The sequence below is a fragment of the Pseudomonas sp. LBUM1673 genome (genome assembly GCF_059695645.1).
On the sequence record NZ_CP166780.1, the window covers coordinates 6,061,666 to 6,074,164 of the forward strand.

Consider the following 12,499-nt stretch of genomic DNA (forward strand, 5'->3'; position numbering starts at 1 on the left):
TCGATACAACTCATCCCTGCTACCGAAAATCCCGCCGCTCACGAATCAACGTGTAGGCATTGTGAAGTTCTCGAGTTTTGTCCGTCGCCTCACGAACCTGCAACGCTGTCGCACCACTGCCGGCAATCTTGTCCGGGTGATGGCGACTGAGCAGGCGTCGATAGGCGCGCTTGATTTGCGCCGGCTCGCTGGTTGCCGACACGCCCAATAACCGCAAGGCATCCTGATAAGTCACGGCGCTGCTGACCAGTGGGCGCTTCTGCGGTTCATAGTCGGTCGCCAGGGCTTGCACCTGTTGTGGCGTCCACCCCAACCATTTACCCCACTGGGCAATCAGTTCGCGCTCACTGCTACCGGCGCGACCATCGGCCCAGACCATCCGCCAACAGGCACGCAACACGCCTTCCGCCGCATGGGGTTGAGCACTCAAGCGTCGCAGATAACTGCGCAATCGGTCATGCCCCGACTTACCGCGATTGAACGCGGCAATCGCCCGACGTTGCGCCGACTCGGTCATCTCCAACGAACGCATTTCCTGCCGCGCCTGCTGGATGTGCCCATCCACTACCCGCCCATCGCTCTTGGCCAATCGGCCCAGCAACACGAACAGCAGTTCATCGTTGCGCAGCACCGAGCGACCACCGAACTTTTCCCAAAAATGCGCCCAGCTCTGCAGGTGCAAGCGTCGATCCAGCGCCTGTCCCAACAAAGCGCCGAGCATGGCCCCCGGAATGCTGGCTATGGCAAAGCCCGCTCCGGCTCCAATCAGAGTCCCTGGCCACAACATGTCAGCGTCTCGCTTCTATCAAAGTGTCTACTTCAGCCAGGCGCTCGTGAGTGCCGACATCCACCCAATGCCCGTTCAGGCGCTCGCCGCTCACTTGCCCGTCAGCCATGGCTTTGCGCAGCAGCGGCGCGAGCTTGAAGACACCGGCCGAGCAACCGTCAAACAGCTGCGGGTGCAGCACGGCGATGCCGCTGTAGGTCAGGGTTGATGTATCCGGCTGACCGTCCTGCACACGGCCATCGACCAAGGTGAAATCTCCGCTTGGGTGATGCGCCGGGTTGTCCGCCAATACCAAATGAGCCAGCCCGACGATGGGCTGATGCAACACGCTGAAGTCGTAGTCGGTCCAGATGTCACCGTTGACCACCACAAAGGCCTCCTCACCCAACAACGGCAACGCGCGGAAAATGCCGCCACCGGTTTCCAGCGGCTCACCTTCCGGCGAGTACTGAATGCTCACGCCATACTGCGAGCCATCCCCTAGATAATCTTCGATCTGCTGACCAAGCCAGGCATGGTTGATCACGATCTCGGTAAACCCTGCAGCCGCCAGGGCGCGCAGGTGATACTCGATCAGGGGCACTCCGCCGGCGCGAACCAGCGGTTTTGGCGTGGTCAGGGTCAGCGGACGCATTCGCTCACCTTTACCCGCAGCCAGAATCATTGCCTTCATGCAGTCGCTCCAGCACGCAGACTGGCCAGCAGTACATCCAGCTCCGCCAGTTCAGGGCGACGGGCGATGACCGCGTCTATATAAGCAAAGAAGCGCGGCACGTCGCCGAGGTAGCGCGACTTGCCGTCGCGATGGCAGATGCGAGCGAAGATGCCGATGACTTTCAAGTGACGCTGCACGCCCATCAGGTCGCTGGCACGCAGGAAATCTTCAAAGTCCGGTTGAACCGGGATGTCGAGCGCACCCGCTTGCTGCCAGTAATCTTCCAGCCAGCCGCGCACCCGCTCTTCAGGCCAGCTGAGGAAGGCATCCTTGAACAGGCAGGTCACGTCATAAGTCACCGGCCCGTAGACCGCGTCCTGGAAATCCAGCACGCCAGGATTCGGCTCACTGACCATCAGGTTGCGCGGCATGTAGTCGCGATGCACCAGGACTTTGGGCTGAGCCAGAGCACTGTCGATCAGCAGATCGCTGACCTGCTGCCAGAGCACTTGCTGCGCCGAATCGAGTTCGATGCCCAATTCGCGTTTCACGTACCACTCGGGGAACAGTTCCAGCTCGCGACGCAGTAGCGCCACGTCATAACTCGGCAGCGGCGCCACCATCGGCAACTGTTGGAAAGCCAGCAGCGCTTGCAGGGCATCCTTGAACAAATCGCCGGCATTTTCGCTGTCGATCACGTCCAGGTAAGTCTTGTTGCCCAGGTCATTGAGCAAAAGAAAACCACGCTCGAGGTCTTCAGCATAAATTTTCGGCACATTTATTCCGGACTTCGCCAGCAGAAAAGCAATATCCACGAAGGGTTTGCAGTTTTCCTGGGGCGGTGGCGCGTCCATCACGACGAAGCTTCTGCCCGCGCCTTCCCAGCGAAAATAGCGCCGAAAACTCGCGTCGCTACTGGCCGCGGTCAACGTGGCCGGGGGTACGGCGCCCCAACCTTGTTGTGCAAAGAGGATAGCCAACTGTTCATCGAGCCAAACTTTCAGGTGTTGCAAGCGTACATCTTGGTCAGGCATTGCAAGGGTCTCCGACGGCGCTAGCCGTCAAGCGGGTCATGCTTTATTATCCAGCATCTTTTTCAGACCATCGAGAGGCGTGCGGCCCACACCGCGGGCAGATGGCACGCAGGAAGCCCGGACTAATAAGATGGCATTGAAATCCCCCGCGTTTCGTAAAAAATTTCCGTTGTTGGTCACCGGCAGTCTGCTGGCCCTGCAACCTCTAGCCACTTCGTTCGTGGTCGCCGCGGAACAGTATGACTGCTCAGTCTCTGCTTCGGGTGCCTGGGACTGTGCGCCAAAGTCGCCGGCAGCTGCATTGCCGCCGCGTCCCGTCCATGACGGCAGCGCAGTTTCCGCCACTGGCGAAGCCCCGGCAGACACCGGCTCCAGCGCAGACACCGGCACCAAGCCCGTGCTGGTTACCGAGTCCAAAGGCCGCGTCCTGAAGTCGCGTAGTGAAGACTACAGCCACCTCGACTGGGTTCCGCGCGAGAAGCTCACTGCAGCGCAATTGGCCGAAACAGGTCCTTACTGCGCTGGTTCCTATATCGAACCGATTCGTCCTGGCATGAATGACAAGACGAATAAAAGTGACGCACCGACCTTTATCGGCGCCAAGGCCTCCCGCTATAAGCAGGATGAGCAGGTCGCCACCCTGGCCGGTGACGTGGTCATGCGTCAGGGCAGCATGCAGGTCGAAGCCGACGAAGCGAACCTGTACCAGGCCGAAAGCCGTGGCGAACTGAGCGGCAACGTGCGCATTCGCGACAACGGCGCACTGATCGTGGGCGATCACGCCGACGTGCAGCTCGACACCGGCGAAGCCAAGGTCGACAACGCCGAATACGTGATGCACAAATCGCGCGTCCGCGGTAACGCGCTGTACGCCAAACGTGCCGAGAACGCGATCATCCGCCTCAAGGATGGTACGTACACCACGTGCGAACCGAACAGCAACGCCTGGCAGCTCAAGGGCAACAACATCACCTTGAACCCGGCGACCGGTTTCGGTACCGCGACCAACGTGACGCTGCGGGTCAAGGACATTCCGGTTCTGTACACACCGTACATTTATTTCCCGATCGACGACCGTCGCCAGTCCGGTTTCCTGCCGCCGACCATTGGCACCGGCACCGATACCGGCTTCCTGCTGGTCACCCCGTACTACTTCAACCTGGCACCGAACTACGATGCCACGTTGTACCCGCGCTACATGAGTAACCGCGGCCTGTTGATGGAAGGCGAATTCCGCTACCTGACCAAGTCCAGCGAAGGTCAGTTCGGCGCCGCCTACCTCAACGACGAGGAAACCGAGCGCAGCAAGCAGACCGACTACGAAAAAACCCGCTACATGTATAACTGGCAGCACAAGGGTGGGCTGGATTCGCGGGTCTTCACGCAGGTCGACTACACCAAAATCAGCGATCCGTATTACTTCCAGGATCTGCAGACTGATCAAATCGGTGTAAAAAGTGCCGACTTCGTGAACCAGCAGGGTTCTGTCACCTATCGCGGCGACAGCTATACCGCTCGTTTGAATGCCCAGGCTTATCAGCTGGCGACCGTTTCGAACATCACACCGTATGATCGTTTGCCGCAGATCACCTTCAATGGTCAGCTGCCGTATCATCCGGAAGGCCTGAATTTCGATTATGAGACAGAGGCCGTGCGGTTCGAGCGAGACTTGAACAGCGGGAACTTCGTAAACGAAGATGGCACTGTTGAATCGCGCCTTGATAACAACGTACAGGGCCTGGCACGTGCCAACGGCAACCGCTTGAACCTCAAGCCGGGTGTCAGCCTGCCGTTGAACTGGACTTATGGTTTCCTGAAACCATCCCTGAAGTATCAATACACCCAGTACGATCTGGATCTGGATGGTACCGGCAAGACCCAGATTGCCGCACAAAGCGCAGAAACGGACCGACTCAACGGCACCTACAGCCGTAACCAGGACCGTGGCGTGCCCATCGCAAGCATCGACAGCGGTCTGTACTTCGATCGCGACACTCAATGGTTCGGCAAGAACTATCGCCAGACCCTCGAGCCGCGCCTGTTCTACCTTTATGTGCCAGAGACGGACCAGCAAGACATTCCGATCTTCGATACAAGCGAATCCACCTTCAACTATTCATCGCTGTTCCGCGAGAACCGTTTCTCCGGCTCCGACCGCGTCGGCGATGAGAACAAGTTGTCCCTGGGCATCACCAATCGCTGGATCGAAGAAAACGGTTTCGAGCGTCAACGCATCAGCGTCGGTCAGGCGATGTACTTCAAGGATCGCGAAGTCCAGTTGCCGGGTATCGATGCGAAAACCCGCGCCGATGCTCAAGCCAAGGTTTCACCCTACGCGCTGGAGTACGAATATCGCTGGAACCGCGACTGGCGCACCACCGCCGACTACAACTGGGACCCGGACAGCCGCAGCCCTCGCTCGGGCAGCGCGATGTTCCACTACCAGCCTGAAGACAACCCGAACAAGGTCATCAACGCCGGTTATCGCTATCGCAATGACCAGGTACGTTACGACCAGAATACCGGCCGATGGTCGGTGGGCGGTGGCGACTACGGTTCTCCGGGTGACGCGAACTACGTGAAGGACTACTACAAGATCAAACAGCACGACTTCTCGGTGATCTGGCCGATCGTGCCTCAATGGAACGCTATCAGCCGCTGGCAGTATGACTACAACCGCAACCGTACCCTGGAAGCCTTCGGTGGTTTCGAGTACGACAACTGCTGCTGGAAACTGCGCCTGATCAACCGTTACTGGGTTGCGTATGACGAGTCCAGTCAGAACGCTCCGGAAAACGAAAAAGGCGACCACGGCATCTTCCTCCAAATTGTTCTGAAGGGCCTCGGCGGTGTCATGGGCACCAAAGTAGAGAGCTTCCTCGACAAAGGCATCCAAGGTTATCGTGAACGTGAAGACCAAGCTTTCTGATTGTTTGCGCCCGCTGATGCTGGGCGCGCTGTTCCTGGGTACCGCGGCCAACGCCGCGGTGCAGTCCATCGATAAAGTGGTGGCCATCGTCGACAACGACGTGGTCATGCAGAGCCAACTGGACCAGCGCGTCCATGAAGTTCAGCAAACCATCGCCAAACGAGGTGCTGCCGTACCGCCTGCGGGTGTGCTGGATCAGCAGGTGCTCGAGCGTCTGATCGTCGAAAACCTGCAACTGCAGATCGGCGAACGCTCCGGCATCCGCATCACCGATGAAGAACTGAACCAGGCAGTCGGCACCATTGCCCAGCGCAATAACATGTCGATCGAACAATTTCGCGCCGCCCTGGCTCGCGACGGCCTGTCTTATGACGACGCTCGTGACCAGATCCGCCGCGAAATGATCATCAGCCGTGTGCGTCAGCGCCGTGTAGCTGAACGTATTCAGGTGTCCGAGCAGGAAGTGAAGAACTTCCTGGCGTCCGACCTGGGCAAGATGCAGCTGTCCGAAGAGTTCCGTCTGGCCAACATCCTGATTCCTACGCCGGAAAGCGCCAACTCCGACGCCATTCAGAATGCCGCCAAACAAGCCGACGCGGTTTACCAGCAACTCAAGCAAGGCGCTGACTTCGGTCAGTTGGCAATCGCCAAATCCGCCAGCGAAACCGCGCTGGAAGGCGGCGACATGGGCTGGCGTAAAGCCGCTCAACTGCCACCTCCGTTCGATCGCCTGCTGGGCACCATGGCCGTTGGCGATGTGACCCAGCCTATGCGCACCCCGGGCGGCTTCATCATTTTGAAGATCCTCGACAAACGTGGCGGCGAAGCCCAGGTGCGTGACGAAGTTCATGTGCGTCACATCCTGGTCAAACCGAGCCCTATCCGCGACGAAGCAAAAACCAAGGCTTTGGCTCAGTCGCTCTACACCCGAATCGAAGCAGGCGAAGATTTCGGCGAACTGGCGAAAAGCTTCTCGGAAGATCCGGGTTCCGCCCTCAACGGTGGTGACCTTAACTGGATCGACCCGAACGCCCTGGTGCCTGAATTCCGCGAAGTGATGGCCAAGACCCCACAAGGTCAGCTGTCCAAGCCGTTCCAGACCCAGTATGGCTGGCACGTCCTGGAAGTCCTTGGTCGCCGCGCCACCGACAGCACCACCCAGGCCCGTGAACAGCAAGCGATGACCGTACTGCGTAACCGCAAATACGACGAAGAGCTGCAAACCTGGCTGCGTCAGATCCGTGACGAAGCGTATGTAGAAATCAAGCTCCCTGGTGCAGACCAGGCAACGCAGTGAAACCCAAGCGTTTCGCGTTGACCCCCGGCGAACCAGCCGGCATAGGTCCCGACCTGTGCCTGCTGCTCGCCTCGCAAGCTCAGCCACACCCTCTGATTGCCATTACCAGCCGCGACCTGCTCCTCGAGCGGGCCGCGCAGCTGGGCGTGGTTGTCGATCTGCTACCGGTAACGCCGGACAACTGGCCGAACGCTCCTGCACCCGCCAACAGCCTGTATGTGTGGGATACGCCACTCAACGCCAGGGTCACCGCCGGGCAACTGGACAAGGCCAATGCGGCTTTCGTGCTGGAAACCCTGACCCGCGCTGGCCAGGGCTGTCTGGACGGGCATTTTGCCGGCATGATCACCGCCCCTGTGCACAAGGGTGTGATCAACGAATCCGGGATCGCCTTTTCCGGGCACACGGAATTTCTCGCAGACCTGACCCACACCGCACAAGTGGTGATGATGCTCGCCACCCGCGGCTTGCGCGTGGCGCTGGTCACCACTCACCTGCCCCTTCGTGAGATTGCCGACGCGATCACGCCGGAGCGTCTGGAGCGGGTCACACGGATTCTGCATACCGACCTGCAAGAGAAATTCGGCATCGCCCAGCCACGCATCCTGGTTTGCGGGCTTAACCCGCACGCCGGTGAAGGCGGTCACCTGGGCCATGAAGAAATCGACATCATCGAACCTACATTAGAGCGCCTGCGCGGCGAGGGCATGGACCTTCGCGGCCCCCTGCCCGCCGACACTCTGTTTACCCCCAAATATCTGGAGCACTGCGACGCGGTGCTGGCGATGTACCACGACCAGGGCCTGCCCGTGCTGAAATACAAAGGCTTCGGCGCGGCAGTCAACGTGACCCTCGGCTTGCCGATCATCCGCACGTCGGTCGACCACGGCACCGCCCTGGACCTGGCCGGTAGCGGCAAAATCGACACCGGCAGCCTGCAAGTCGCCCTGGAAACCGCCTACCAGATGGCCGAGACCCGTTTATGACCGAGCATTACCAGCACCGGGCGCGCAAGCGCTTCGGCCAGAACTTCCTGCACGATGCCGGCGTTATCGACCGCATCCTGCGCTCCATTCACGCCAAACCCGAAGACCGCCTGCTGGAAATCGGCCCGGGCCAGGGTGCGCTGACCAAAGGCCTGCTCAACAGCGGCGCCCAGTTGGACGTAGTAGAGCTGGACAAGGACCTGATCCCGATCCTCAACCAGCAGTTCGCCGACAAGAGCAACTTCAACCTGCATCAGGGCGACGCACTGAAGTTTGACTTCAACAGCCTGAACGCCGCGCCGAACAGCCTGCGAGTGGTCGGCAACCTGCCGTACAACATCTCTACGCCGCTGATCTTTCACCTGTTGCACAACGCCAACCTGATTCGCGACATGCACTTCATGCTGCAAAAAGAAGTGGTCGAGCGTCTGGCGGCGGGTCCAGGTGGCGGAGACTGGGGGCGTCTGTCGATCATGGTTCAGTACCATTGCCGGGTCGAGCATCTGTTCAACGTCGGCCCAGGCGCGTTCAATCCTCCGCCGAAGGTCGATTCCGCGATCGTGCGCCTGGTGCCCCACGCGGTGCTGCCGCACCCGGCCAAGGACCATCGCCTGCTGGAGCGCGTCGTGCGCGAAGCCTTCAACCAGCGCCGCAAAACCCTGCGCAACACGCTGAAACTGTTGCTGAGCAACGCTGAAATCGAAGCCGCTGGCGTCGATGGCAGCCTGCGCCCCGAGCAGCTCGACCTGGCTGCCTTCGTGCGCCTGGCCGACAAGCTCAGCGAACAAGCCCTACAAAAGCCTGCCACCGACTGACAGGCGATGAGCGCTATCGGGTAGGACGCCACTCTGGTTTACTACCCGATACTTGGCCTAGACTGATCTTCATCAGCTATGCCCCGCGTCCCGCTTCGTTTCTAAGGCCTTTTGCATGTCCGATCCTCGTTATCAGGTCGACGTCAGCGTCGTCACCCGCTATCTGGCAGAACAATCGCAACCCGAGCACAACCGCTTTGCCTTCGCCTACACCATCACCGTGCACAACAATGGCCTGGTACCCGCCAAGCTGCTGTCCCGGCACTGGGTGATCACCGACGGTGACGGGCATGTCGAGGAGGTTCGCGGTGCAGGCGTCGTCGGCCAACAACCGTTGATCGACGTTGGCCAGAGCCACACTTACAGCAGCGGCACCGTCATGACATCCAAAGTCGGCACCATGCAGGGCACCTACCAGATGCTCGCCGACGATGGTAAGCACTTCGACGCCATCATCGCGCCGTTCCGCCTGGCGGTACCCGGAGCGCTGCACTGATGGCGACGTATGCCGTCGGCGATGTACAAGGTTGCCTTGAACCGCTGCAATGCCTGCTCAAGCAAGTCGCCTTCGACCCGGCCCGGGACCGTTTGTGGCTGGTGGGCGATCTGGTCAACCGTGGCCCACAGTCGCTGGAAACCTTGCGCTTCCTCTATAGCATCCGCGAATCGCTGATCTGCGTACTCGGTAACCATGACCTGCACTTGCTGGCGGTCGGGCACAACATCGAGCGCCTGAAGAAAGCCGACACTCTGCGCGAGATTCTTGAAGCACCCGATTGCCCGGAGCTGCTGGAGTGGGTTCGGCAACAAAAGCTCATGCATTACGACGAACAGCGCGATATCGCCTTGGTCCATGCCGGTATCCCGCCACAGTGGTCGCTGCGCAAAGCCTTGAAGTGTGCCGCCGAAGTCGAAGAAGCCCTGCGTGACGACAACCGCTTCGCACCTTACCTGGACGGCATGTACGGCAACGAACCGGTGAAATGGGACAATGACCTCAAAGGCGCGGCCCGCCTGCGAGTCATCACCAACTATTTAACCCGGATGCGCTTTTGCACCAGCGACGGCAAACTCGATCTCAAAGGCAAGGAAGGCATCGACACCGCACCGCCGGGTTATGCGCCGTGGTTCAGGCACAAGGCACGCAAGACCAAAGGCCTGAAGATCATCTTCGGCCATTGGGCGGCACTCGAAGGCCAGTGCAACGAGCCGGGTCTGTTTGCGCTCGACACCGGATGCGTCTGGGGCGGTGCCATGACCCTGATGAACGTTGACACTGGCGAACGCCTGCAATGCAAATGCGACGCCCATGGCCACGTTCGGCCACCAGTCGCCACCTCTATTCCCGAACAAACGTCAGCCAGCGTCCCGCGCTAGACTGCGCTTTCAGCCGAGCCACAGGAGCCCGCCATGAGCGAATTCAAACGTATCCCCCCAGAACAGGCCCAGGCCCTGCGCGAACAAGGCGCGGTGGTGGTCGATGTCCGCGACCCGGCAACTTTTGCCGCGCTGCACATCGTCGGCTCGAAGCATCTGGACAACCATTCCATCGCGGATTTCATCCGTGCCGCCGACCTCGACGCGCCAACTGTGGTGGTCTGCTACCACGGTAATTCCAGCCAAAGTGCCGCCGCTTACCTGATCAGCCAGGGCTTCTCCGACGTCTACAGCATGGACGGCGGTTTTGAGCTGTGGCGTACGACTTATCCTTCGGAAACGGCGCAAGGTACTTCCGAATAATTTTTTGTAACGCACAAGCCCCGGCTACCGTGGGCTCGCACGGTGGCAGACGAACGGTCTGCCACAACTAATTACGTATCTCGCCTTTACCTCCCGAATTCCCAACTATCCTTAAGCGCAGGCCATCCAAAACAGGGGAGAGCCGGTACACCGGCGCACGGGTCATCGGGAGTAGCTTTCGGGGTTTATACCCCGGAGGTGTTCTGGGGGGTAAACAGCAACTGCATATTCAGTTGCTTGCCAGCATCGACTGACTGATCCGGCGTCGGCTCCACGTATCGAGCGAGGTGACGTCATGAGTATCTTTAGCCACTTCCAACAACGCTTCGAGTCCACGCGCCAGGAAGAACTCTCGCTGCAAGAGTACCTGGAGCTGTGCAAAAAGGACCGCAGCGCCTACGTTTCCGCGGCCGAGCGACTCTTGCTGGCCATCGGTGAACCGGAGCTGCTCGACACCTCGACCAACTCGAGGCTGTCGCGAATTTTCTCCAACAAGGTGATCCGCCGCTATCCGGCCTTTGAAGACTTCCACGGGATGGAAGAATGCATCGACCAGATCGTGTCGTATTTCCGCCATGCCGCTCAGGGCCTGGAAGAAAAGAAACAGATCCTCTACCTGCTTGGCCCTGTCGGTGGCGGTAAATCGTCCCTGGCCGAAAAGCTCAAACAGCTGATCGAGAAAGTGCCTTTCTACGCGATCAAGGGCTCCCCGGTTTTCGAGTCCCCCCTGGGTCTGTTCAACGCCACGGAAGATGGCGCGATCCTCGAGGAAGACTTCGGCATTCCCCGGCGCTATCTCAATACCATCATGTCGCCATGGGCCACCAAGCGTCTGGCCGAATTCGGCGGCGACATCAGCCAGTTCCGCGTAGTGAAACTCTATCCGTCGATCCTCAACCAGATTGCGGTCGCGAAAACCGAGCCGGGAGATGAAAACAACCAGGACATCTCGGCACTGGTGGGCAAGGTCGATATTCGCAAACTGGAAGAGTTCCCGCAGAACGACGCCGATGCCTACAGCTACTCGGGGGCGCTGTGCCGGGCCAACCAGGGCCTGATGGAGTTCGTCGAAATGTTCAAGGCACCGATCAAGGTGCTGCACCCATTGCTGACGGCCACCCAGGAAGGCAACTACAACAGTACCGAAGGCCTTGGGGCGATTCCGTTTACCGGGATCCTGCTGGCTCACTCCAACGAATCGGAATGGCACACCTTCCGCAACAACAAGAACAACGAAGCGTTCATCGACCGGATCTACATCGTCAAAGTGCCATACTGCCTGCGGGTCAGCGACGAAGTGAAGATCTACGACAAGCTGCTGTTCAACAGCTCCCTGGCCAAGGCCCATTGCGCGCCGGACACCCTGAAGATGCTGGCGCAGTTCACCGTGCTGTCGCGCCTCAAGGAGCCGGAAAACTCCAACATCTACTCCAAGATGCGCGTGTATGACGGCGAAAACCTCAAGGACACCGATCCGAAGGCCAAGTCGATCCAGGAATATCGCGACGCCGCGGGTGTCGACGAAGGCATGAACGGTCTGTCGACCCGCTTCGCCTTCAAGATTCTGTCGAAGGTCTTCAACTTCGATCCACACGAAATCGCCGCCAACCCGGTACATCTGCTTTACGTGCTGGAACAGCAGATCGAACAGGAACAGTTCCAGGCCGAGACCCGCGAACGCTATCTGCGCTTCCTGAAAGAGTACCTGGCGCCGCGTTATATCGAATTCATCGGCAAGGAGATCCAGACTGCCTATCTCGAGTCTTACAGCGAGTACGGCCAGAACATCTTCGATCGCTACGTGCTGTACGCCGACTTCTGGATTCAGGATCAGGAATACCGCGATCCGGAAACCGGCGAAATCCTCAACCGCGTAGCCCTGAACGAAGAACTGGAGAAAATCGAAAAACCGGCCGGCATCAGCAATCCGAAGGATTTCCGCAACGAAATCGTCAACTTCGTACTGCGCGCCCGAGCCAACAACAACGGCAAGAACCCAACCTGGCTCAGCTACGAAAAACTGCGGGTGGTCATCGAGAAGAAAATGTTCTCCAACACCGAGGACCTGCTGCCGGTCATCAGCTTCAACGCCAAGGCCAGCAAAGAGGACCAGCAGAAGCACAACGACTTCGTCACACGGATGGTCGAGCGGGGCTATACCGACAAACAGGTACGACTGCTGTCCGAGTGGTACCTGCGGGTCAGAAAATCACAGTAACCCGCTGCCGGTCAGACCGGTTGTCGTTAGCCCGAGGC

Annotated in this window: 11 protein-coding genes; 8 read left to right on the forward strand and 3 right to left on the reverse strand. The window is 59.3% G+C overall.

Annotated elements, in window-relative coordinates:
* Positions 1 to 19: 19 nt before the first annotated feature.
* From ACA044_RS27820 to ACA044_RS27830, 3 genes are read right to left on the reverse strand one after another with little or no spacing between them, the layout of a single operon-like run.
* Positions 20 to 787, reverse strand: coding sequence for a TerB family tellurite resistance protein (locus ACA044_RS27820; RefSeq protein ID WP_497444133.1), 768 nt, complete (start codon positions 785 to 787; stop codon positions 20 to 22).
* A 1-nt stretch (position 788) separates the two neighbouring features.
* Positions 789 to 1,460 (reverse strand): N-acetylmuramate alpha-1-phosphate uridylyltransferase MurU, encoded by a 672-nt coding sequence (gene murU / locus ACA044_RS27825; protein WP_497444134.1) that lies wholly within the window; start codon positions 1,458 to 1,460, stop codon positions 789 to 791.
* Positions 1,457 to 2,476 carry an aminoglycoside phosphotransferase family protein gene (locus ACA044_RS27830; RefSeq protein ID WP_497444135.1) on the reverse strand — a complete coding sequence of 340 codons (1,020 nt, stop codon included), beginning with the start codon at positions 2,474 to 2,476 and terminating at the stop codon, positions 1,457 to 1,459. The genes murU and ACA044_RS27830 overlap by 4 nt, the downstream gene beginning before the upstream one ends.
* Before the next feature lie 130 nt (positions 2,477 to 2,606).
* On the opposite strand from ACA044_RS27830, the gene ACA044_RS27835 reads away from it, so the two are divergent.
* From ACA044_RS27835 to ACA044_RS27870, 8 genes are all read left to right on the forward strand, one after another.
* A complete protein-coding gene (locus tag ACA044_RS27835) occupies positions 2,607 to 5,405 on the forward strand; it encodes an LPS-assembly protein LptD (protein ID WP_497444136.1) in 2,799 nt (932 codons plus the stop codon).
* A complete protein-coding gene (surA, locus tag ACA044_RS27840; RefSeq protein ID WP_497444137.1) occupies positions 5,386 to 6,702 on the forward strand; it encodes a peptidylprolyl isomerase SurA in 1,317 nt (438 codons plus the stop codon). The genes ACA044_RS27835 and surA overlap by 20 nt, the downstream gene beginning before the upstream one ends.
* Positions 6,699 to 7,688 carry a 4-hydroxythreonine-4-phosphate dehydrogenase PdxA gene (pdxA, locus tag ACA044_RS27845; protein WP_497444138.1) on the forward strand — a complete coding sequence of 330 codons (990 nt, stop codon included), beginning with the start codon at positions 6,699 to 6,701 and terminating at the stop codon, positions 7,686 to 7,688. The genes surA and pdxA overlap by 4 nt, the downstream gene beginning before the upstream one ends.
* Positions 7,685 to 8,503: a 16S rRNA (adenine(1518)-N(6)/adenine(1519)-N(6))-dimethyltransferase RsmA gene (gene rsmA / locus ACA044_RS27850; RefSeq protein ID WP_497444139.1), complete on the forward strand. Its 819-nt coding sequence runs from the start codon at positions 7,685 to 7,687 to the stop codon at positions 8,501 to 8,503. Before pdxA ends, rsmA begins: the two co-directional genes overlap by 4 nt.
* 115 nt (positions 8,504 to 8,618) lie before the next feature.
* On the forward strand, positions 8,619 to 8,999 hold the full coding sequence (gene apaG, locus ACA044_RS27855; RefSeq protein WP_497444140.1) for a Co2+/Mg2+ efflux facilitator ApaG/CorD: 381 nt from the start codon (positions 8,619 to 8,621) through the stop codon (positions 8,997 to 8,999).
* A complete protein-coding gene (locus tag ACA044_RS27860; protein ID WP_497444141.1) occupies positions 8,999 to 9,880 on the forward strand; it encodes a symmetrical bis(5'-nucleosyl)-tetraphosphatase in 882 nt (293 codons plus the stop codon). The genes apaG and ACA044_RS27860 overlap by 1 nt, the downstream gene beginning before the upstream one ends.
* 33 nt (positions 9,881 to 9,913) lie before the next feature.
* Positions 9,914 to 10,243 (forward strand): thiosulfate sulfurtransferase GlpE, encoded by a 330-nt coding sequence (gene glpE / locus ACA044_RS27865; protein ID WP_497444142.1) that lies wholly within the window; start codon positions 9,914 to 9,916, stop codon positions 10,241 to 10,243.
* Between the two features lie 295 nt (positions 10,244 to 10,538).
* The gene (locus ACA044_RS27870; protein WP_007904259.1) at positions 10,539 to 12,461 is read left to right on the forward strand and encodes a PrkA family serine protein kinase; all 1,923 of its coding nucleotides are present in this window, start codon (positions 10,539 to 10,541) and stop codon (positions 12,459 to 12,461) included.
* Positions 12,462 to 12,499: the final 38 nt, after the last annotated feature.

Bases quoted from the DNA above. Each gene is read 5' to 3' on its own strand.
- ACA044_RS27820 (WP_497444133.1), bottom strand. From the start codon at position 787: ATGTTGTGGCCAGGGACTCTGATTGGAGCCGGAGCGGGCTTTGCCATA.
- murU (WP_497444134.1), bottom strand. From the start codon at position 1,460: ATGAAGGCAATGATTCTGGCTGCGGGTAAAGGTGAGCGAATGCGTCCG.
- ACA044_RS27860 (WP_497444141.1), top strand. From the start codon at position 8,999: ATGGCGACGTATGCCGTCGGCGATGTACAAGGTTGCCTTGAACCGCTG.
- ACA044_RS27835 (WP_497444136.1), top strand. From the start codon at position 2,607: ATGGCATTGAAATCCCCCGCGTTTCGTAAAAAATTTCCGTTGTTGGTC.
- rsmA (WP_497444139.1), top strand. From the start codon at position 7,685: ATGACCGAGCATTACCAGCACCGGGCGCGCAAGCGCTTCGGCCAGAAC.
- ACA044_RS27870 (WP_007904259.1), top strand. From the start codon at position 10,539: ATGAGTATCTTTAGCCACTTCCAACAACGCTTCGAGTCCACGCGCCAG.
- ACA044_RS27830 (WP_497444135.1), bottom strand. From the start codon at position 2,476: ATGCCTGACCAAGATGTACGCTTGCAACACCTGAAAGTTTGGCTCGAT.
- glpE (WP_497444142.1), top strand. From the start codon at position 9,914: ATGAGCGAATTCAAACGTATCCCCCCAGAACAGGCCCAGGCCCTGCGC.
- apaG (WP_497444140.1), top strand. From the start codon at position 8,619: ATGTCCGATCCTCGTTATCAGGTCGACGTCAGCGTCGTCACCCGCTAT.